A 22,196-nucleotide genomic window follows, 5' to 3' on the forward strand; every position below is an offset into this window, starting at 1 on the left:
CCCGACTCGCGTTAAACTGCGCGGGTTTTTAGCCCCCCATTCTCCGGAGCCTTACATGTCCCGCGTTACCTTGAGTCGCTATTTGATTGAGCAGACCCGCAGCAACAACACGCCTGCCGATCTGCGCTTCCTTATCGAAGTGGTGGCGCGTGCTTGCAAGGAAATCAGCCACGCCGTGTCCAAAGGCGCACTGGGTGGTGTCCTGGGCAGCATGGGCACTGAAAACGTGCAGGGCGAAGTGCAGAAGAAGTTGGACGTGCTGTCCAACGAGATCCTGCTCGAAGCCAACGAATGGGGCGGTCACCTGGCCGGCATGGCGTCCGAAGAAATGGACAACGCCTACCAGATCCCGGGTAAATACCCGAAAGGCGCCTACCTGTTGGTATTCGACCCACTGGACGGCTCGTCCAACATCGACATCAACGCACCGGTCGGCACCATCTTCTCGGTACTGCGCTGCCCGAATGAATACCTGAGCCAGAACGAAGCCCTGAACGAAAAGGCCTTCCTGCAGCCAGGCACCGAGCAGGTCGCTGCCGGCTACGCGATCTACGGCCCGCAGACCATGCTGGTGCTAACCCTGGGCGACGGCGTCAAAGGCTTCACCCTGGACCGTGAAATGGGCAGCTTCGTGCTGACCCACGAAGACATCTCCATTCCTGCTTCCACCCAGGAATTTGCCATCAACATGTCCAACCAGCGCCACTGGGAAGCCCCGGTACAGCGCTACGTGAACGAGTTGATGGAAGGCGAGGAAGGCCCGTTGAAGAAGAACTTCAACATGCGCTGGGTCGCTGCGATGGTGGCCGACGTGCACCGTATCCTGACCCGTGGTGGCCTGTTCATGTACCCACGTGACAGCCGCGAGCCATCCAAGCCGGGCAAGCTGCGCTTGATGTATGAAGCCAACCCGATGTCCTTCCTGGTTGAGCAAGCGGGCGGCGCGTCCACCGACGGCCACCAGCGTATCCTCGACATCCAGCCTGAAGGCCTGCACCAGCGTGTGGCGGTGTTCCTGGGTTCGAAGGAAGAAGTTGAGCGCGTGACCGCTTACCACAAGCAGTAAGTGGCGGCGACCGGTCATCCGCGTTGTTGTGAGCCGGATCACCCTTGAAGAAGCCCCGAAACGTTTCAGCGTTTCGGGGCTTTTTTTGTTTTTGCTCATCGGGAACCAGACACCCCTTTTCCCTTCTAAGCTTCTGGCAGATACCCACGCTGCTTCGTCTCTCCAGGAGTTATCCCATGTCGTTACGCCGTCTCGCCCTGCTGACTTTTTGCGTGCTATTGGCCGCTTGCAGCAAGGTCAACCAGGAAAATTACGCGAAGCTGTCGGCTGGCATGGCCAAGGCTGAGGTGGAGTCGTTGCTGGGCAAGCCTGCCGATTGTTCCGGCGCACTGGGCATGTCCAGCTGCACGTGGGGCGATAAAAACAGCTTTATCAGCGTGCAATACGCCGGTGACAAAGTTCTGATGTTTTCCGGGCAAGGCCTGAAGTAAACCGGGGCGCGAGCCTGCGGGAGAAAAAGAATGATGCGTTTTGTTTTATACCTTTGTGCCAGCCTGTTTTTGGCGGGCTGCGCCAGCCATTCTGGCGACGATCTGCAACCCAAGACAGCGAGCAACGTCAACCTCAAGCGTTACCAGGGCACCTGGTATGAGTTGGCTCGATTGCCGATGTACTTCCAGCGCAACTGCGCCCAGTCCGAAGCCCGTTACACGCTGTTGCCCGATGGCGACATGTCGGTGTTCAACCGCTGCCTGACGACCGAATGGAAGTGGGAAGAAGCCAAAGGCACGGCCACGCCGCAAGTACCGGGCAAGACCGACAAGCTCTGGGTGGAATTCAACAACTGGTTCACGTCGTTGCTGCCGGGCGTCGCCAAGGGCGATTATTGGGTGCTGTACGTCAGTGATGACTACAAGACCGCGATTGTGGGCAGCCCGAGCCGGCGCTATATGTGGATCCTGTCGCGCACGCCAACTGTGAATGCCGACACCCGCGAGGACCTGCTGAGCAGGGCTCGACAGCAGGGGTACGACACCACACGTTTGATCTGGCGCACGTCGGATAAGCAGATGGCCAAGACCTCGCAATAAACCTGAATCAACGCCGATCAAAAAATGTGGGAGCTGGCTTGCCTGCGATAGCATCACCGCGGTGTAACTGATACACCGCGGTGCCTGTATCGCAGGCAAGCCAGCTCCCACATTTGTTATGTGTCGCCAGTTAACCGAGCAAATCCTTCAAAACCTGGGTAAACGCCCGGCTGCTGTCTTCTTCGCCCGCATGCCGCCCATCGCGCACCACCCACTTGCCGTTCACCAGCACATCCCGCACCTGCCGGTCGCCCCCGGCGAACAACCAGCGATTGAGAATCCCGTCCTCTGTCGCCGTCGCCAGATACGGATCACTGCCGTCCAGCACAATCCAATCCGCACGTTTACCCACTTCCAGGCGACCAATCGGTTGCCCCAATGCTTGGGCGCCACCGTCCAGCGCAGCATCAAACAGCGTGCGGCCGACCATCGGCTGATCACTGCGATACAACCGGTTGCGCCGCTGATCGCGCAGGCGCTGGCCGTATTCCAGCCACCGCAATTCTTCCACCACGCTCAGCGAGACATGGCTGTCGGAACCGATGCCCATGCGCCCGCCCTGGGCGAGGAAATCCACGGCCGGGAAAATGCCGTCACCCAGGTTGGCCTCAGTCGTCAGGCACAAACCGGCAATCGCACGGCTCTTGGCCATGCGCGTCACTTCTTCGGTATCGGCGTGGGTGGCGTGCACCAGGCACCAACGCTCATCGACCTCGACGTTGTCATACAGCCATTGCAGAGGTCGCTTGCCGCTCCAGGCCAGGCAGTCGTCGACTTCCTTCTGCTGTTCGGCGATGTGGATATGCACCGGGCAGGCTTTGTCGCTGGCCGCCAGTACTTCGCTGATCTGCTGGGGCGTGACGGCGCGCAGGGAGTGAAAGCATAGGCCCAACTGCTGCGCCGGTTGTGCGGCGAGGATAGGCTTCAAGCGGGCCTGCAGGTCCAGGTAATGTTCGGTGCTGTTGATAAAGCGTCGCTGGCCTTCATTCGGCGCCTGACCCCCAAACCCGGAATGTGTATAAAGCACTGGCAACAACGTCAGGCCAATCCCGCTGCTGGCTGCCGCCAGGCTGATCTGGCGCGACAGCTCGGTGCGGTCGGCGTACGGCTGGCCGCTGACGTCATGGTGCACGTAGTGGAATTCGGCGACCGAGGTGTAGCCGGCCTTGAGCATCTCGATGTATAGCTGGCGTGCGATGACCTGCAATTGCTCCGGGCTGATCTTGCCGACCATCCGGTACATCAGGTCGCGCCAGGTCCAGAAACTGTCATTCGGGTTGCCGGCCACTTCGGCCAAACCGGCCATGGCGCGCTGGAATGCATGGGAGTGCAAGTTCGGCATGCCCGCCAGCAACGGGCCTCTCAGCCGTTCGGCGCCCTCTGCACTGGCATTGGCCTCAACCTTAGTCAGCAGGCCATCGGCGCTGATTTCAAGACGTACATCATTGGCCCATCCATTAGGCAGCAGCGCGCGTTCGGCAAAGAAAGCGGACATGATCAAGGCACCCCGGTCGTGTGTTTATTTGTATATACATATACAGACGTTTGCCTGCTCGGTAAACTCCGGCAATCTATGCATCTTTTCCCCCTGCAAGGATTCCCTGTGCCGACTCCGCCCGCCAACTCTTCGCTGGCTGCCCACATGGACGAAAGTCCGGCGCCCTTGTATGCCCGCGTCAAACAGATGATCAGCCAGCAGATTCTCACCGGCAACTGGCCGCCGCATTACCGCGTGCCGTCCGAGAGCGAGCTGGTCAGTGAACTGGGCTTCAGCCGCATGACCATCAACCGTGCCCTGCGCGAGCTCACCGCCGAAGGGTTGCTGGTGCGCATGCAAGGCGTCGGCACATTCGTCGCCGAGCCCAAGAGCCAGTCAGCGCTGTTTGAAGTGCACAACATTGCCGATGAGATCGCCTCCCGCGGTCATCGGCACACCTGCCAGGTCATCCATCTGGGCGAAGAGGCTGCGGGCTCCGAGCGCGCCGTTGCCTTGGAGATGCGTGAAGGCGGGCGCGTATTCCACTCGCTGATCGTGCACTTCGAAAACGATATTCCCGTGCAAATCGAAGACCGTTTCGTCAACGCCCTGGTGGCACCGGAATACCTGCAGCAGGATTTCACCCAGCAAACCCCTTACGCCTATTTGAACCAGGTGGCGCCGCTCACCGAAGGCGAGCACGTGGTTGAAGCGATCCTCGCCGACGCCGCCGAGTGCAAGCTGCTGCAGATCGAGCCGAGTGAGCCCTGCCTGTTGATCCGCCGACGCACCTGGTCGGGCCGCCAGCCGGTGACCGCCGCGCGTTTGATCCACCCCGGTTCCCGTCATAGCCTGGAAGGACGTTTCAGTAAATGAGTGCAGTGAAAGTCTGGCGCGCCACCGATTACGTGCGCATGCCGTGGAAAAACGGCGGTGGCAGCACCGAAGAAATCACCCGTGATGCAGGCGCAGGTCTCGATGGCTTTGGCTGGCGCCTGTCGATTGCCGACATTGGCGAGTCGGGCGGGTTCTCGACCTTCGCTGGTTACCAGCGCGTGATCACCGTGATCCAGGGTGCAGGCATGGTGTTGACGGTCGACGGTGAGGAGCAGCGCGGTTTGTTACCGCTGCAACCGTTCGCGTTCAAAGGTGACAGCCAAGTGTCTTGCCGCCTGATCACCGGGCCGATTCGCGACTTCAACCTGATCTATTCGCCCCAGCGTTACCACGCGCGGTTGCAGTGGGTGGACGGCGTGCAGCAATTCTTCACGACCGCGCAGACCGTGCTGGTGTTCAGTGTGGCGGATGAAGTGAAGGTGCTGGACCACAAGCTCGGTCACCACGACTGCCTGCAAGTGGACGGTAACACCGGCCTACTGGATATCTCCGTAGCCGGCCGCAGCTGCATCATCGAACTGACCCCACGCGATTAACCCTGTAGGAGCCGGCTTGCCGGCGATAGCGGTCTATCTGAAACACCGTCATCGCCGGCAAGCCGGCTCCTACAGTGGTTTTGTGGTGTAGATAAAATCTGTTTCCAACCCTCGCACCAATTTGTTACCGAATGCCCCAGCGTGGCGCAAAACCACGCCGACACGCCAAACCTCTCTCGCTGTAAAAACCCTCCGTAAGAAATTTCATCAAGCCCCGAAGCCTTAATTTCCAAGGCTCGCGCGCGCTTTCCAAAAAAATCTCGACAACCCGCTCGCCAAGTTGGCCGCTTGATTGCATATGCTTGTATGTACAAGTAAAGATGTGTGCGTAAGACTCTCCTTCGCACCATCCATGTTCGCGCATCGATCGCCGAGGAGTTCTTGTTGTGACCAAGCCTACAAAATACCGTGACGTCGAAATCCGTGCCGCCCACGGTAACAAGCTCACCGCCAAAAGCTGGCTGACTGAAGCGCCGCTGCGCATGCTGATGAACAACCTCGACCCGCAAGTGGCCGAGAACCCGAAAGAATTGGTGGTGTACGGCGGTATCGGCCGTGCGGCGCGCAACTGGGAGTGCTACGACCAGATCGTCGAGAGCCTCACTAACCTGAACGACGACGAAACCCTGCTGGTGCAATCCGGCAAGCCGGTTGGCGTGTTCAAGACCCACAGCAACGCTCCGCGTGTACTGATCGCCAACTCCAACCTGGTACCGCACTGGGCCAGCTGGGAACACTTCAACGAACTGGATGCCAAGGGCCTGGCCATGTACGGCCAGATGACGGCCGGCAGCTGGATCTACATCGGCAGCCAAGGCATCGTCCAGGGCACCTACGAAACCTTCGTCGAAGCCGGCCGCCAACACTACAACAGCGACCTGACCGGCCGCTGGGTCCTTACCGCCGGCCTCGGCGGCATGGGCGGCGCCCAGCCTCTGGCCGCTACTTTGGCTGGCGCCTGCTCGCTGAACATTGAATGCCAGCAGGTCAGCATCGACTTCCGCCTGAACAGCCGTTATGTCGACGAACAAGCCACCGACCTCGACGACGCCCTGGCCCGTATCGCCAAATACACCAAGGAAGGCAAGGCCATCTCCATCGCCCTGTTGGGTAACGCGGCGGAAATCCTGCCGGAACTGGTCAAGCGTGGCGTGCGCCCGGACATGGTCACCGACCAAACCAGCGCCCACGACCCACTCAACGGCTACCTGCCAGCCGGCTGGACCTGGGACGAATACCGCGCCCGCGCCAAGACCGAGCCGGCTGCCGTGATCAAGGCCGCCAAGCAGTCGATGGCCGTGCACGTCAAAGCCATGCTGGAATTCCAGAAGCAAGGCATCCCGACCTTCGACTACGGCAACAACATCCGCCAGATGGCCCAGGAAGAAGGCGTGGAAAATGCCTTCGACTTCCCGGGTTTCGTACCGGCCTACATCCGCCCACTGTTCTGCCGAGGCATTGGCCCGTTCCGTTGGGCGGCGCTGTCGGGCGACCCGCAAGACATCTACAAGACCGACGCCAAAGTCAAAGAGCTGATCCCGGACGACGCCCACCTGCACAACTGGCTGGACATGGCGCGCGAGCGCATCAGCTTCCAGGGCCTGCCGGCGCGTATCTGCTGGGTCGGCCTGGGCCAGCGCGCCAAGCTGGGCCTGGCGTTCAACGAAATGGTACGCAGCGGCGAGCTGTCGGCGCCGGTGGTGATCGGCCGCGACCACCTCGACTCCGGCTCGGTCTCCAGCCCGAACCGTGAAACCGAAGCCATGCAGGACGGTTCCGACGCCGTGTCCGACTGGCCACTGCTCAACGCCTTGCTCAACACCGCGAGCGGCGCGACCTGGGTGTCGCTGCACCACGGTGGCGGCGTCGGCATGGGCTTCTCCCAGCACTCCGGCATGGTCATCGTCTGCGACGGTACCGACGAAGCCGCCGAGCGTATCGCCCGCGTACTGCACAACGACCCGGCCACCGGCGTGATGCGTCACGCAGACGCCGGCTACCAGATCGCGATCGACTGCGCCAAAGAACAGGGCCTCAACCTCCCGATGATCAAAGGCTGACCCTTGTAGGAGCCGGCTTGTGTGGGAGCTGGCTTGCCTGCGATGGCATCACCTCGGTTTGACTGACAGACCGAGTCGCCTGCATCGCAGGCAAGCCTGCTCCCACAGAACAGCAATGCACACAAAAACAATCCATCAGAGGTTGAACAACATGGCTGCAAATGACACCACCCCGTTGATCGAAAGGCGCTCGATCGACTACATCCCGGAAGCGGAAAGACATGGTCGTCTATTGAGTCAGTTCACCCTGTGGCTGGGTGCCAACCTGCAGATCACCGCGATTGTCACCGGGGCCCTGGCCGTGGTGCTGGGCGGTGATGTGTTCTGGTCGTTGATCGGTCTGTTGATCGGCCAACTGCTGGGCGGTGGCGTGATGGCGTTGCATGCGGCACAAGGCCCGCAACTGGGCCTGCCGCAGATGATTTCCAGCCGTGTGCAGTTTGGTGTGTATGGGGCGGTGATCCCGCTGGTGCTGGTGTGCCTGATGTACATCGGCTTCTCGGCCAGCGGCTCGTTGCTGGCGGGGCAGGCGGTGGCGCAGTTGCTGCACGTGGAAGACTGGGTCGGCATCGTGCTGTTTGCCGGGCTGATCATGGTGTTCACCATTTTCGGCTACCGCGTCATCCACGGCATTGGCCGCGTGGCCAGCGTGCTCGGCGTGATTGCGTTCGTGTACCTGTTCTACAAACTGTTGGCGGGTAACGACGTGGCTGCGTTGCTGGGCAACAAGCACTTTTCCCTGAGCAGTTTCCTGTTGGCGATTTCGTTGTCGGCGTCCTGGCAGATCGCGTTCGGCCCGTATGTGGCGGACTACTCGCGCTATTTGCCGCGCAGCACCAGCGCGTCGAAAACCTTCTGGGCCGTTGGTCTGGGTTCGGTGATCGGAGCGCAGGCGTCGATGGTGTTTGGTGTGTTCGCGGCAGCCCTGGCCGGCGCGCAATTCGCCCACCACGAAGTCTCGTTTATCGTCGGCCTGGGCGGCACCGGCATTGTCGCGGCGCTGCTGTATTTCAGCATCGCCTTCGGCAAGGTCACCGTGACCACCCTCAACGCCTACGGCAGCTTCATGTCCATCGCGACGATCATCAGCGGCTTTCGTGGCAGCCGGCACATCTCCAGTGCGGTACGCCTGCTGTACATCTTCCTGATGGTCTCGATTGCCGCCGCGCTGGCACTTTTGGGAAAAGACTCATTCCTCAAGGATTTCTCCGCGTTCATCCTGTTCCTGCTGGCGTTTTTCACGCCCTGGAGCGCGATCAACCTGGTGGACTTCTACTGCATCACCAAAGAGCGCTATGACATCCCGGCGCTGTCAGACCCCAACGGTCGCTACGGCCGCTGGAACCTGATGGGCATCAGCATCTATGTGTTCGGCGTGCTGATCCAGATGCCGTTCATTTCGACGCACTTCTACACCGGCCCCCTCGTCGCCAGCCTCGGCGACACCGATATCTCCTGGATCATCGGCTTGGTGGTGCCCGCTGCACTGTATTACTGGGCCGCCAAAAAGTGGCACAGCGCAATTCCTGAACACCTGATCCTGCCAGCAGAGCAGGGCGCTGCACCAACGACGACAAACGGGCTGGCGGTACAAGCCTGATGGGACGTGGACAGGGCAGGATGCCTACTGACTGCCGTAATCCATTTCAAGATTGGGAGCGTCACAACAATGAAGATGAATAAAACCCTGTTGGCCACTGTGTTCTCTGCGGGCGTGTTGGCCAGTGCTGGCGCCCAGGCGGCCGGCTGGTGCGAATCCGGCAAGCCGGTGAAGTTCGCCGGCCTTAACTGGGAAAGTGGCATGTTGCTCACCGACATCCTGCAAACCGTGCTGGAAAAAGGCTACGACTGCAAAACCGACAGCCTGCCGGGCAACTCCATCACCATGGAAAACGCCCTGAGCAGCAACGACATCCAGATCTTCGCCGAAGAATGGGTGGGCCGCAGTGAAGTTTGGAACAAGGCCGAGAAGGCCGGCAAAGTCGTGGGCGTCGGTGCCCCGGTGGTCGGTGCCATCGAAGGCTGGTACGTGCCGCGCTATGTGATCGAGGGCGATGCCAAGCGCAAGCTGGAACCCAAGGCGCCGGACCTGAAAAACATCGCCGACCTGGCCAAGTACGCCTCGGTGTTCAAGGACCAGGAAGAGCCGTCCAAGGGCCGTTTCTACAACTGCCCGGCCGGCTGGACCTGCGAGCTGGACAACAGCGAAATGCTGAAAAGCTATGGCTTGGAAAATTCCTACACCAACTTCCGTCCTGGCACCGGCCCGGCGCTGGATGCGGCGGTGCTGTCGAGCTACAAGCGTGGCGAGCCGATCCTGTTCTACTACTGGTCGCCGACGCCGCTGATGGGCCAGGTCGACCTGGTCAAGCTGGAAGAAAAGCCCGGCGTGGATAAAAGCGTGAGCATCAAGGTCGGCCTGTCCAAGACCTTCCACGAGCAGGCGCCAGAGCTGGTGGCCGTGCTGGAAAAGGTCAACCTGCCCATCGACCTGCTGAACCAGAACCTCGGTCGCATGGCCAAAGAGCGAATTGAATCGCCAAAACTGGCGAAAATTTTCCTCAAGGAACATCCTGAAGTCTGGCACGCATGGGTGAGCGACGACGCAGCCAAGAAAATCGACGCGGCCTTGTAGGTCAAGTGTGCCCGGCTACCCTGAGGGGCTGGCCGGGCACTTGGCCACAACCCACTGGATCGAGAGCACGATATGTTTCCTGAGAGTTTTACGTTTTCCATTGCCGACTGGGTCAACGGTTGGGTGGATTCACTGGTCACCAACTACGGCGATGTGTTCCGGCACATCTCCGACACCCTGCTGTGGGCCATCGTCAACCTGGAAGGCTTGCTGCGCGCAGCACCGTGGTGGCTGATGCTGGCCATCGTTGCCGGCGTTGCCTGGCATGCCACCCGCAAGGTGGTGACCACGGCGGTGATCGTCGGTTTGTTGTTCCTGGTGGGCGCGGTTGGCCTGTGGGACAAGCTGATGCAGACCCTGGCCTTGATGATGGTCGCCACGGTGATCTCGGTGCTGATCGGTATCCCGCTGGGCATTCTGTCGGCGCGCAGCAATCGCCTGCGTTCGGTGCTGATGCCGTTGCTCGACATCATGCAGACCATGCCGAGCTTCGTGTACCTGATCCCGGTGTTGATGCTGTTCGGCCTGGGCAAAGTCCCGGCGATCTTCGCCACGGTGATCTACGCCGCGCCGCCGCTGATTCGCCTGACCGACTTGGGCATTCGCCAGGTCGACGGCGAAGTCATGGAAGCCATCAACGCCTTCGGTGCCAACCGCTGGCAGCAACTGTTCGGCGTGCAACTGCCGCTGGCGCTGCCGAGCATCATGGCCGGTATCAACCAGACCACCATGATGGCGCTGTCGATGGTGGTGATCGCCTCGATGATCGGCGCCCGTGGCTTGGGTGAAGACGTGCTCGTTGGCATCCAGACCCTCAACGTCGGTCGCGGCCTCGAAGCCGGGCTGGCGATCGTGATTCTCGCAGTGGTCATCGACCGCATTACCCAGGCCTATGGTCGTCCACGGCATGAGGCGAGCAAATGACTACTGTCAGCAAAATTGAAGTTAAAAACGTCTTCAAGATCTTCGGCGCCCGTTCCAAGGACGCGCTGTCGCTGATCGGCCAAGGCAAGACCAAGGACCAGGTGCTGGCCGAGACCGGCTGTGTGGTCGGCGTGAACGATTTGTCCCTGAGCATCGGCACCGGTGAGATCTTCGTGATCATGGGCCTGTCGGGTTCCGGCAAATCCACCTTGGTGCGCCACTTCAACCGCCTGATCGACCCCACCAGCGGTGCGATCCTGGTGGACGGCGAAGACATCCTGCAACTGGACATGGAAGCCCTGCGCCAATTCCGTCGGCACAAGATCAGCATGGTGTTCCAGAGCTTCGGCCTGTTGCCCCACAAGAGCGTGCTCGACAACGTCGCCTACGGCTTGAAAGTGCGTGGCGAAACCAAGCAGGTCTGCGCCGAGCGCGCCCTGCACTGGATCGAAACCGTGGGCCTGAAGGGCTACGAAAACAAATACCCGCACCAGCTCTCTGGCGGCATGCGCCAGCGCGTTGGCCTGGCCCGCGCCTTAGCGGCCGACACCGACATCATCCTGATGGACGAAGCCTTCAGCGCCCTCGACCCGCTGATCCGCGCCGAGATGCAGGACCAGTTGCTCGAGCTGCAGAAGACCCTGCACAAGACCATCGTGTTCATTACCCACGACCTCGACGAGGCCGTACGCATCGGCAACCGCATTGCGATCCTCAAGGATGGCAAGCTGATCCAGGTCGGCACACCTCGGGAGATCCTGCACTCGCCGGCGGATGAGTATGTGGACCGGTTCGTACAGCGGCGGGCGGCGGTGGTCTGAAGGACGCCATCGCTGGCAAGCCAGCTCCTACATGGAGCGCGCAATCCCCCTGTAGGAGCTCGGCTTGCCGGCGATAGGGCCGGCAAAGCTGCACAAGAATTCAAGAAGGTATAAAGATGTCCCAGCCAACAAAAATCACCATCGCGGACACGCCATTGCGCTGGCAGGACGTGGTCGCCGTCGCCCGTCACGGCGCGGTCCTCGAACTCTCGGGCCAGGCCTGGGCACGCATCGACAATGCACAAGCCATCGTGCAACGCATCGTCACCAGCGGCGAACGCGCCTACGGCGTGAACACTGGCCTGGGCGCGCTGTGCAATGTGTCGCTCAAGGGCGAGCAGCTCAGCCAACTGTCGCGCAATACGCTGCTGAGCCACGCCTGCGGCGTCGGCCCGGTGCTCAGCGACGAGCAGACCCGCGCAATCATCTGCGCCGCCATCATCAACTACAGCCACGGTAAATCCGGCCTGCACCCGCAGGTGGTGCATTCGCTGCTGGCGCTGCTCAACCACGGTATCACGCCGCAAGTGCCGTCCCAGGGTTCGGTGGGTTACCTGACCCACATGGCCCATGTCGGCGTGGCCTTGCTGGGCGTCGGCAATGTGAGCTACCGAGGCAAGATTGTTCCGGCGCAAGAGGCATTAAGCGCAGAAGGGTTGCAACCGGTGGTGCTCGGCGCCAAAGACGGCTTGTGCCTGGTCAACGGTACCCCGTGCATGACCGGCCTGAGCTGCCTGGCCCTGGCCGATGCTCACCATTTGCTGCAATGGGCCGACGTGATCGGCGCCATGAGTTTCGAGGCCCAGCGCGGGCAGATCGACGCCTTCGATGAAGAAATCATTGCGCTCAAGCCACACCCTGGCATGCAGCAAGTGGGCATCAACCTGCGCGCCTTGCTCGACGGCAGCGAAGTGATCGCCAGCAGCAAAGGCATCCGCACCCAGGACGCCTTGAGCATCCGTTCGATCCCGCAGATTCACGGCGCCGCGCGTGATCAAGTGGAGCACGCCACCCGCCAGGTCGAGACCGAACTCAACAGCGCCACCGACAACCCGCTGGTGCTCGGCACGCCGGACAACTACCGCGTGGTGTCCCAGGCCAACCCCCACGGGCAGTCCGTGGCGCTGGCCGCCGACATGCTCGCCATCGCCATGGCCGAGATCGGCTCCGTGGCCGAGCGCCGCCTGGACCGCCTGATCAACCCGCACGTCAGCGGCTTGCCGGCGTTCCTGGTGAGCAACCCCGGGGTCAACTCCGGGATGATGATCGTGCAGTACGTCGCCGCCTCCCTGTGCGGGCAAAACCGCCAGCTGGCGCAACCGGCCGTGCTCGATAACTTTGTCACCTCGGGCCTGCAGGAAGATCACCTGAGCATGGGCACCAATGCCGCGCTCAAGCTGCACCAGGTGTTGGCCAACGTGACGCAGATCCTCGCCATCGAGTACTTGCTGGCGGCCCAGGCGTTCGAGTTCCTGAAGGACCAGCGTTTCGGCGCCGGCACTGACAGCGCCTGGCGCTTGCTGCGTGAAGGGGTGCCAGCGTATGAGCAGGACCGTTGGCTTGCGCCGGACATCGCCACCGCCGCCGCCTTGCTCAAGGACGCCGCGTTGCTGCAGCGCACCTTGCCGAATTTGCACTGACGTTTTTTCCAACAATAACCAGCGTGCCAAGCCGCGTGTCGCTCTAAAAGAGGGCCGCGGCGGATAACGGAAGCATCCGGAGCGACTGGTAGTTAACAACACTCTCAAAAGGAGCATGAATGTGACTGCGCTAAACCTGATTCCAGGCCAACTGAGCCTCGCCCAACTGCGGGCCATCTACCAGCAGCCGGTAACCCTCAGTCTGGATGACAGCGCCACGGCGCAGATCGACGCCAGTGTGGCCTGCGTGGAGCAGATTCTCGCCGAGAACCGCACCGCCTACGGCATCAACACCGGTTTCGGCCTGCTGGCCTCGACCCGCATCGCCAGCGAAGACCTGGAAAACCTCCAGCGTTCCCTGGTGCTGTCCCACGCCGCCGGCGTCGGTGAGCCGATCAGCGATGCGCTGGTGCGGCTGGTCATGGTGCTCAAGGTCAACAGCCTCAGCCGTGGGTTCTCCGGGATTCGCCGCCAGGTAATCGACGCGCTGATCGCGCTGATCAATGCCGAGGTGTACCCGCATATACCTCTGAAAGGTTCGGTCGGTGCCTCCGGCGACCTGGCGCCCTTGGCGCACATGTCCCTGGTGCTGCTGGGCGAAGGCAAGGCGCGCCACAAAGGCGAATGGCTGGAAGCCACCGAAGCGCTGAAAGTCGCCGGCCTCACGCCGCTGACCCTCGCCGCCAAAGAAGGCCTGGCGCTGCTCAATGGCACCCAGGTGTCCACCGCTTACGCACTGCGCGGGTTGTTCGAAGGCGAAGACCTGTTCGCTGGCGCCCTGGCGTGCGGCGCGCTCACCGTGGAAGCGGTGCTGGGTTCGCGCTCGCCGTTCGACGCACGCATTCATGCTGCGCGTGGTCAGCGTGGGCAGATCGATGCAGCGGCCGCCTATCGCGACCTGCTCGGCGACAGCAGCCAGGTGTCGCAGTCGCACCAGAACTGCGACAAGGTGCAAGACCCGTACTCCCTGCGTTGCCAGCCACAAGTCATGGGCGCGTGCCTGACCCAGTTCCGCCAGGCCGCTGAAGTGCTGGTGGTCGAAGCCAACGCCGTGTCGGATAACCCGCTGGTGTTTGCCGCCGAAGGCGACGTGATCTCCGGTGGTAACTTCCACGCCGAACCCGTGGCCATGGCCGCGGACAACATGGCCCTGGCCATCGCCGAAATCGGTTCCCTGAGCGAGCGCCGTATCTCGCTGATGATGGACAAGCACATGTCGCAACTGCCGCCGTTTTTGGTGGGCAATGGCGGGGTGAACTCCGGCTTCATGATCGCCCAGGTGACCGCCGCCGCGCTCGCCAGCGAGAACAAGGCTCTGGCCCACCCGCACAGCGTGGACAGCCTGCCGACGTCGGCCAACCAGGAAGACCACGTGTCGATGGCCCCGGCCGCAGGCAAGCGCCTGTGGGAAATGGCTGAAAACACCCGTGGCGTGTTGGCTGTCGAGTGGCTGGCCGCGTGCCAGGGCCTGGACCTGCGTGACGGCCTCAAGACCTCGGCCAAGCTTGAGAAAGCGCGCGGCATCCTGCGCGACAAAGTGGCGTTCTATGAGAAGGACCGTTTCTTCGCCCCGGACATCAACGCCGCCAGCGAACTGCTCGCCAGCCGCTGCCTGAATGAACTGGTGCCGGCCAAGCTGCTGCCAAGTTTGTAAGAGCGACACCTCCCTCTGTAGGAGCCGGCTTGCCGGCGATAGCGGTCTATCTGATACGCCGCTATCGCTGGCAAGCCAGCTCCTACAGGGATTAGGCGCAAGATTTGGATTTTCTCGGGATAAAAATAACTAGGGAAGAGAAATGCTCCAGCAAGAAAAGGGTTTGAAACGCGGGCTAAGTGCCCGACATATTCGCTTCATGGCACTCGGTTCCGCGATCGGCACCGGGCTGTTCTACGGCTCCGCCTCCGCCATCCAGATGGCCGGCCCGGCCGTGCTGCTCGCCTACCTGATCGGTGGCGCCGCGGTGTTCATGGTGATGCGCGCCCTCGGCGAGATGGCCGTGCACAACCCGGTGGCTGGCTCCTTCGGCCAGTACGCCAGCACCTACCTGGGCCCCATGGCCGGCTTCATCCTCGGCTGGACCTACGCGTTCGAGATGATCATCGTCTGCCTGGCTGACGTCACCGCGTTCGGCATCTACATGGGCTTCTGGTTTCCCGAAGTCGCGCGTTGGGTCTGGGTGCTCGGCATCGTGTTTTTGATCGGCGGCCTGAACCTGTGCAACGTCAAAGTGTTTGGCGAAATGGAGTTCTGGCTGTCGCTGCTCAAGGTCGGCGCCATCGTCGCGATGATCCTTGGCGGTTTCGGCATCATGCTGTTCGGCATCCATTCGGCAGGTGAAACCCAAGCCAGTGGCCTCAGCAACCTGTGGGCCCACGGCGGCTTCATGCCCAACGGCATCGGCGGCCTGATCGCCTCGTTCGCGGTGGTGATGTTTGCCTTTGGTGGCATCGAGATCATCGGTATCACCGCCGGCGAGGCCAAGGACCCGCAACGTGTGATCCCCAAGGCGATCAACGCCGTGCCGCTGCGCATCCTGTTGTTCTACGTGCTGACCTTGTTCGTGCTGATGGCCATCTACCCATGGCCGCAGATCGGCAGCCAGGGCAGCCCGTTCGTGCAGATCTTCAGCAACCTGGGGATTGGCTCGGCGGCGACCATCCTCAATATCGTGGTGATCTCGGCGGCCGTGTCGGCCATCAACAGCGACATCTTCGGCGCCGGCCGCATGATGTATGGCCTGGCCCAACAAGGGCAGGCACCCAAGGGGTTTGCGCAGCTGTCCAAACAGGGCGTGCCGTGGATGACCGTAGTGGTCATGGGCGCAGCGCTGCTGGGCGGCGTGGTGCTCAACTACCTGATCCCGGAAAACGTGTTCCTGCTGATCGCCTCGATTGCCACCTTCGCCACCGTGTGGGTGTGGTTGATGATCCTGTTCACCCAGGTCGCCATGCGCCGCTCCATGACAGAGGAGCAGGTCGCCGAGCTGAAATTCCCGGTGCCGTTCTGGCCCTATGCGCCGGCCGCCGCCATCGTGTTCATGCTGTTCGTGTTTGGTGTGCTGGGTTACTTCCCGGATACCCAGGCTGCCTTGCTGGTCGGCGCCGTATGGATCGTGCTGCTGGTCGTGGCCTACCTGCTGTGGGTCAAGCCTGCGGCCGGGCAAGCGGCCAAGGTCCATCACGACCCGGCTTTGTCTCATCGTTAATCTAGGGAGGCGTTGATGAAAACGCTTTGGCAACACTGCCACGTCGCAACCATGGCCCAGGGCAAGTACTCGATTATCGAGGATGCCGCCATGGTCACCGCCGGTTCGCTCATCGAGTGGATCGGCCCCCGCAGCCAAGTGCCCACGGCGGATTACGTCCAGGTGCATGACCTGCAAGGCGCGTGGGTCACCCCCGGGCTGATCGACTGCCACACCCACACGGTGTTCGGTGGCAATCGCAGTGGCGAGTTCGAGCAACGCCTCGAAGGCGTCAGCTACGCCGAGATCGCAGCCAAGGGTGGCGGCATTGCCAGCACTGTACGCGCAACCCGCGCCGCGACCGAGGATGAACTGTTTGCCAGCGCGGAGAAACGCCTGCGCAGCCTGCTGCGTGACGGCGTGACCACGGTGGAGATCAAGTCCGGCTACGGCCTGGACCTGGTCAACGAACGCAAGATGCTGCGCGTAGCCCGTCGCCTGGGTGAAGCGCTGCCGGTCAGCGTGCGTGCCACGTGCTTGGCCGCCCATGCATTGCCACCCGAGTACAAGGACCGCGCTGACGACTACATCGACCACATCTGCACCGAGATGCTGCCCGCCCTCGCGGCGGAAGGGCTGGTGGACGCGGTGGATGCGTTCTGCGAATACCTGGCGTTTTCCACCGAGCAGGTGGAGCGTGTGTTCAAGGTGGCCCAGCAGCTCGGCCTGCCGGTGAAGCTGCACGCCGAGCAACTGTCGTCGCTGCACGGCTCCAGCCTGGCGGCGCGTTACCACGCGCTGTCGGCGGATCATCTGGAGTTCATGACTGAAGAAGATGCCATCGCCATGGCCGCATCCGGCACCGTCGCGGTCCTGTTGCCGGGGGCTTTCTACTTCCTGCGCGAAACCCAATTGCCGCCGATGGACGCTCTGCGCAAGCACGCTGTGAAAATCGCCCTCGCCAGCGACCTCAACCCTGGCACCTCGCCGGCGTTGTCAGTGCGCTTGATGCTGAACATGGCCTGCACCCTGTTCCGCATGACCCCGGAAGAAGCCTTGGCCGGCGCCACCACTCATGCGGCGACCGCGCTGGGTATGGGCGATACCCATGGTTCCCTGGAAGTGGGCAAGGTGGCCGATTTTGTCGCCTGGCAGATTGATCGCCCCGCTGACCTGGCCTACTGGCTGGGTGGCGAGCTGGATAAACGCGTCGTGCGCCATGGCGTCGACGTCACTGTATGAAGGAGTGCTGCTGTGGATAAGGTTCTGACGTTCAAAAAAGGCCGCGTGCCGCTGCTGATCAGCATGCCCCACGCCGGTCTGCGCCTCACGCCTGCGGTCGAAGCCGGGTTGATCCCCGAGGCCCAAAGCCTGCCTGACACCGACTGGCACATCCCTGTGCTGTACGACTTCGCCGAAGCACTGGGCGCCAGCACCCTGGCGGCGGAGTATTCGCGCTTCGTGATCGACCTGAACCGGCCGTCGGACGACAAACCGCTCTATGCCGGTGCCACCACCGGGCTTTACCCGGCGACCCTGTTCGATGGTGTGCCATTGTTCCTTGAGGGGCAGGTACCGTCCGAAGAAGAGCGCGTGACCTACCTGCAAAAGATCTGGGGCCCGTACCACCGCACGCTGCAGGAAGAACTTGCCCGGCTCAAGGCCGAGTTCGGCTACGCCTTGCTGTTTGATGCGCACTCGATCCGCTCGGTGATCCCGCACCTGTTCGACGGCAAGTTGCCGGACTTCAACCTCGGCACCTTCAACGGTGCCGCGTGCGACCCGGAACTGGCCAGCCAGTTGGAAGGCATCTGCGCCCAGCACGCGCAGTACACCCATGTGCTCAATGGGCGTTTCAAGGGTGGGCATATCACTCGCCACTACGGCGACCCGGCGCAGGATATTCATGCGGTGCAGTTGGAGTTGTGCCAGAGCACGTATATGGAAGAGGTTGAGCCGTTCCGGTATCGGCCGGACCTGGCGGAGCCGACGCAGGTGGTGTTGAAGCAGTTGCTGGAAGGGTTGTTGGCCTGGGGGCAGAAGCGTTACGGCTGATATCGCCATCGCAGGCAAGCCAGCTCCCACATTTTTAACCCCATTCTCATGTTGAAACTCGGTCAAATGTGGGAGCTGGCTTGCCTGCGATGAGGCCCTCACGGTCGCCTCTGTGCAACTGCCGGTCGCCACAGGTCGTGTTTATCGAGATCCTGCTGGGTAAGGTTGTGGATACGGCGCACCAGACGCCACTCCCCACAATAAAAGCTGCCGAGTGAGACCTCATCCATGAAAAGACTGTTGTTGACCCTCACCTGCGCCGCGCTGATCAGCGCCAACGCCCTGGCTGCCGAGCCGGCCTCCTGCAAAAGCATCCGCATGGGCGTGGTCAGCTGGACTGACGTGATCGCCACCTCCGGCATGGCTGACGTGCTGCTCAATGGCCTGGGCTACGACAGCAAACAAACCAGCGCCGTGCAGCAGATCATCTTTGCCGGCATTCGCGACAAGCGCCTGGATATCTTCCTCGGCTACTGGAAACCGGCGATGGACAACAACATCGCGCCATTCCTGGCCGCCAAGCAGGTCAAGGTCTTCGACAAACCCAGCCTGGCCGATGCCCAGGCCACCCTGGCTGTGCCTCAGTACGTCGCCGACGCAGGCCTGAAGACCTTCGCGGACATCGCCCGCTTCAAGGACAAACTGGGCGGCAAGATCTACGGTATCGAGCCCGGCAGCGGCGCCAACACCGATATCCAGAAGATGATCGACACCAACCACTTCGGCCTCGGCGGCTTCAAGCTGGTAGCTTCCGGTGAGGCGGGCATGCTGGCAGCGGTGCAGCGTGCGGTGAACCGCAAGGAGTTCGTGGTGTTTGTTGGCTGGACCCCGCACCCGATGAACATCAACATGAAAATGACCTACCTCACCGGCAGTGAAGACGTGTTCGGCGCCGATGAAGGCCGGGCTACCGTGTCCACCGTCACCGCGCCGGATTTTGCCGAGCGTTGCCCGAACGCCAACCGTCTGCTGGAAAACCTCACCTTCACCGCCGCCCAGGAAAGCCAGCTGATGGTGCCGATCATGGAGCGCCAATCGCCGCAGGATGTGGCCAAGCAATGGTTGCGTGATCACCCTGAGGATTTGCAGCGCTGGCTGGCCGGCGTTCAAGCGTTTGATGGCGGTGATGGCGCGGCGGCGGTACGGGCCAGCCTGAAACCCTGAACCCCACACCGGACAACCTGTAGGAGCTGGCTTGCCAGCGATGGCGGTCTATCAGGCAATGATTAGTTGCCTGGCACACAGCTATCGCCGGCAAGCCGGCTCCTACATTTGACCTCAATGGTCAGGGAGACTGATGCATGGCTGAATACCTTGTTTCTTCGCAGATGCGCACCTTCATCGCCAAAACTGAATCCTTCACCAGCGACGATTCATCCCTGGCCGGCTTGCGCCAGAACTACGACCGCATGTGCCGCGCATTCACCCCGCCACGGCCAGAAGGCCTGCTCATCGAGGACTTCTGCCTCGGCGGTGTCGGCGTACGCAGCTACCAGCCCGCTGGCCCCGCGCCGGCCGAAGGCCGGCCCTGCCTCCTTTATATGCACGGCGGCGGCTGGGCCGTCGGTGGCCTGGATTCCCACGATTTCATCTGCTTCGAACTGGCCACAGCCCTGCACGTGCAGGTGATCGCCATCGATTACCGGCTGGCGCCTGAACATCCGTTTCCGGCCGCCTACGAGGATTGCCGGGCCGTGTGGCAAGCGATCCAGGCAGGGGAGGCGCCATGCCGCATTAACCTGCAGCGCCTGGCAGTGATGGGTGACAGTGCCGGCGGCAACCTGGCGGCGGCGTTGTGCCTGGGCTTGCGCGATGACGGCCAGCCGCTGCCCTGCGCCCAAGTGCTGATTTATCCAGGATTAGGCGGCTCGGCTGATTTGCCGTCGCGCCGTGATTGCAGGGATGCGCCCCTGCTCAGCAGCGCCGACACCGAGTCTTACCTGGCGCTTTACCTGCAGGGGACCGGTCAGCCCACGCCCTACGCCATGCCACTGCTGGCCAAGGATTTCGGCGGGCTGCCCAAGGCGTTGATCGCCGTGGCCCAGTTCGACCCGTTGCGCGATGACGGCATGCTGTATGCCGAGCGTTTGCAAGGGGCAGGGGGGCAGGCGGTGTTGTATCCCGGCAAGGGATTGGTCCACGGCTGCCTGCGCGCGCGCGGGCAGGTGCCGGAAGTGGATCAGCTCTACGACTACTTGTTGTATTACCTGAGGAGCGAAGGGCTGACACAGGTCTAAGTGCTCAAGGACATGCTCATTGCACAATTCGGGTTTATAGTGCCAGACGGCAAAATAATAGACGTCCCCCCAGGGATGAACCCGACACCCTACGGAGCGCGCAATGCAGACTTGGTACCCGCAGATCAAACCCTACGCCCGGCACGATCTGGCCGTCGATGACATCCACACCCTGTACGTCGATGAAAGTGGCTCCCCCGAAGGCTTGCCCGTCGTATTCATCCATGGTGGCCCTGGCTCCGGTTGCGACGCCAACAGCCGCTGCTATTTCGACCCGAACCTTTACCACATCGTCACCTTTGACCAGCGTGGCTGCGGGCGCTCCACCCCCCGCGCCAACCTGGAAAACAACACCACCTGGGACCTGGTCGCCGACATGGAGCGCATCCGCGAGCACCTGGGCATCGACAAATGGGTACTGTTTGGCGGTTCCTGGGGCTCGACCCTGGCCCTGGCCTACGCGCAAACCCACCCGGAGCGTGTACTCGGCCTGATCGTGCGCGGCATTTTCCTCGCCCGGCCCCAAGACATTGAGTGGTTCTACCAGACCGGTGCCAGCCGCATGTTCCCGGACTACTGGCAGGACTACCTGGCGCCGATCCCGCAGGATGAGCGGCACGACCTGCTCGGCGCCTACCACAAGCGCCTGATCGGCAACGACCAGATCGCCCAGATGCACGCGGCCAAGGCGTGGTCGACCTGGGAAGGTCGCATGCTGGGCCTGTGCCCGAACCAGGCGCAGGTGGAGCGTTTTGCCGAGCCCCAGCGTGCGCTGTCCATCGCACGCATCGAGTGCCACTACTTCACCAACAATTCCTTCCTGGAGCCGAACCAGCTGATTCGCGACATGCACAAGATCGCCCATCTGCCTGGCGTCATCATCCACGGGCGCTACGATATGATCTGCGCGCTGGATAACGCCTGGGAATTGCACCAGGCCTGGCCCAACAGTGAGCTGCAGGTGATCCGCGAGGCCGGCCATGCCGCGTCCGAGCCGGGCATCACCGATGCGCTGGTGCGCGCCACCGGCGAAATGGCACGGCGCCTGCTTGATCTGCCGCCAGAAGAAGCATGAAGGGTTTGTTACAAAGGGTGCGCGGCGCCCGGGTCGAAGTCGCGGGCGAAGTGGTTGGGGCAATCGACCAGGGTTTACTGGTGCTGGTGGCCGTGGAGCCGAGCGATACACCCGAGAGCGCCGACAAACTTCTGCACAAGCTGCTTAACTATCGGGTGTTCAGCGATGACGAGGGCAAGATGAACCTGTCCTTGAAGGACATCGGCGGCGGTTTGCTGCTGGTGTCGCAGTTCACCCTGGCGGCGGATACCAAGAGCGGGCTACGGCCGAGCTTCTCCACGGCGGCCCCTCCGGCCCTGGGAGCAGCGCTTTTTGATCACCTGCTGTTACAAGCGCAACAATTGCATGGCAAGGTGGCGTCGGGGCGTTTTGGCGCTGATATGCAGGTGCATTTGGTCAATGATGGCCCTGTGACCTTCCTCTTGCAGACGTGAATGTATTAAAAACGACTTTTAATGCCTAAAAACGCAGGGTTTCGCTACAAATACTTCGTTGTCCCTGATGCGTTGTTTCGCGGGCTACTAGATAATCGCGCGCTACGGGGATCAGCGTTGTTT

At 61.8% G+C, this 22,196-nt stretch carries 20 protein-coding genes; 19 read left to right on the plus strand and 1 reads right to left on the minus strand.

Annotation, left to right across the window (positions count from 1 at the left end):
- The first annotated feature begins 55 nt into the window (after positions 1-55).
- From AC07OV_RS01235 to AC07OV_RS01245, 3 genes are all read left to right on the plus strand, one after another.
- Entirely contained in the window at positions 56-1,066 is a 1,011-nt protein-coding gene (locus AC07OV_RS01235; protein ID WP_060754592.1) for a class 1 fructose-bisphosphatase, read from the plus strand.
- Positions 1,067-1,242: 176 nt separating this feature from the next.
- A complete protein-coding gene (locus AC07OV_RS01240) occupies positions 1,243-1,497 on the plus strand; it encodes a hypothetical protein (protein ID WP_176997271.1) in 255 nt (84 codons plus the stop codon).
- A gap of 30 nt (positions 1,498-1,527) precedes the next feature.
- Positions 1,528-2,097, plus strand: coding sequence for a lipocalin family protein (locus AC07OV_RS01245; RefSeq protein WP_017734862.1), 570 nt, complete (start codon positions 1,528-1,530; stop codon positions 2,095-2,097).
- Between the two features lie 130 nt (positions 2,098-2,227).
- Here the strand turns inward: AC07OV_RS01245 and AC07OV_RS01250 are convergent, their stop codons facing one another.
- Entirely contained in the window at positions 2,228-3,592 is a 1,365-nt protein-coding gene (locus tag AC07OV_RS01250) for a formimidoylglutamate deiminase (protein WP_495091310.1), read from the minus strand.
- Between the two features lie 147 nt (positions 3,593-3,739).
- Between AC07OV_RS01250 and hutC the strand changes: the two genes are divergently transcribed.
- The 16 genes from hutC (at position 3,740) to dtd (ending at position 22,073) form a co-directional block, all read left to right on the plus strand.
- On the plus strand, positions 3,740-4,450 hold the full coding sequence (gene hutC, locus AC07OV_RS01255; RefSeq protein WP_256349867.1) for a histidine utilization transcriptional repressor HutC: 711 nt from the start codon (positions 3,740-3,742) through the stop codon (positions 4,448-4,450).
- Entirely contained in the window at positions 4,447-5,007 is a 561-nt protein-coding gene (locus tag AC07OV_RS01260) for a HutD/Ves family protein (protein WP_176997268.1), read from the plus strand. The genes hutC and AC07OV_RS01260 overlap by 4 nt, the downstream gene beginning before the upstream one ends.
- 386 nt (positions 5,008-5,393) lie before the next feature.
- Positions 5,394-7,067, plus strand: coding sequence for a urocanate hydratase (hutU, locus tag AC07OV_RS01265; RefSeq protein WP_338573667.1), 1,674 nt, complete (start codon positions 5,394-5,396; stop codon positions 7,065-7,067).
- A 151-nt stretch (positions 7,068-7,218) separates the two neighbouring features.
- Positions 7,219-8,667, plus strand: coding sequence for a purine-cytosine permease family protein (locus AC07OV_RS01270; protein WP_494996169.1), 1,449 nt, complete (start codon positions 7,219-7,221; stop codon positions 8,665-8,667).
- Between the two features lie 69 nt (positions 8,668-8,736).
- Positions 8,737-9,702 (plus strand): ABC transporter substrate-binding protein, encoded by a 966-nt coding sequence (locus tag AC07OV_RS01275; RefSeq protein WP_178918559.1) that lies wholly within the window; start codon positions 8,737-8,739, stop codon positions 9,700-9,702.
- A gap of 72 nt (positions 9,703-9,774) precedes the next feature.
- Positions 9,775-10,626 (plus strand): ABC transporter permease, encoded by an 852-nt coding sequence (locus tag AC07OV_RS01280; protein WP_178918560.1) that lies wholly within the window; start codon positions 9,775-9,777, stop codon positions 10,624-10,626.
- On the plus strand, positions 10,623-11,447 hold the full coding sequence (locus AC07OV_RS01285; protein ID WP_050572407.1) for a quaternary amine ABC transporter ATP-binding protein: 825 nt from the start codon (positions 10,623-10,625) through the stop codon (positions 11,445-11,447). The genes AC07OV_RS01280 and AC07OV_RS01285 overlap by 4 nt, the downstream gene beginning before the upstream one ends.
- Positions 11,448-11,563: 116 nt before the next feature.
- A complete protein-coding gene (gene hutH / locus AC07OV_RS01290) occupies positions 11,564-13,087 on the plus strand; it encodes a histidine ammonia-lyase (RefSeq protein WP_495091311.1) in 1,524 nt (507 codons plus the stop codon).
- Between the two features lie 115 nt (positions 13,088-13,202).
- Positions 13,203-14,741: a histidine ammonia-lyase gene (gene hutH, locus AC07OV_RS01295; RefSeq protein WP_494996171.1), complete on the plus strand. Its 1,539-nt coding sequence runs from the start codon at positions 13,203-13,205 to the stop codon at positions 14,739-14,741.
- Positions 14,742-14,883: 142 nt separating this feature from the next.
- The gene (locus AC07OV_RS01300; RefSeq protein WP_495091312.1) at positions 14,884-16,293 is read left to right on the plus strand and encodes an amino acid permease; all 1,410 of its coding nucleotides are present in this window, start codon (positions 14,884-14,886) and stop codon (positions 16,291-16,293) included.
- 15 nt (positions 16,294-16,308) lie between these two features.
- Positions 16,309-17,514, plus strand: a complete 1,206-nt coding sequence (gene hutI / locus AC07OV_RS01305) for an imidazolonepropionase (protein WP_495091313.1) — start codon at positions 16,309-16,311, stop codon at positions 17,512-17,514.
- A 12-nt stretch (positions 17,515-17,526) separates the two neighbouring features.
- Positions 17,527-18,327, plus strand: coding sequence for an N-formylglutamate deformylase (hutG, locus tag AC07OV_RS01310; RefSeq protein WP_494996173.1), 801 nt, complete (start codon positions 17,527-17,529; stop codon positions 18,325-18,327).
- 228 nt (positions 18,328-18,555) lie between these two features.
- Positions 18,556-19,491: a choline ABC transporter substrate-binding protein gene (locus AC07OV_RS01315; RefSeq protein WP_495091314.1), complete on the plus strand. Its 936-nt coding sequence runs from the start codon at positions 18,556-18,558 to the stop codon at positions 19,489-19,491.
- A gap of 137 nt (positions 19,492-19,628) precedes the next feature.
- A complete protein-coding gene (locus tag AC07OV_RS01320; RefSeq protein ID WP_495091315.1) occupies positions 19,629-20,564 on the plus strand; it encodes an alpha/beta hydrolase in 936 nt (311 codons plus the stop codon).
- A gap of 103 nt (positions 20,565-20,667) precedes the next feature.
- Positions 20,668-21,639 (plus strand): prolyl aminopeptidase, encoded by a 972-nt coding sequence (gene pip, locus AC07OV_RS01325; RefSeq protein WP_176997256.1) that lies wholly within the window; start codon positions 20,668-20,670, stop codon positions 21,637-21,639.
- Complete coding sequence (dtd, locus tag AC07OV_RS01330; RefSeq protein WP_078740275.1) at positions 21,636-22,073, plus strand: D-aminoacyl-tRNA deacylase; 438 nt, start codon at positions 21,636-21,638, stop codon at positions 22,071-22,073. The genes pip and dtd overlap by 4 nt, the downstream gene beginning before the upstream one ends.
- Positions 22,074-22,196: the final 123 nt, after the last annotated feature.

This window comes from Pseudomonas sp. GW821-FHT09A09, assembly GCF_059418405.1.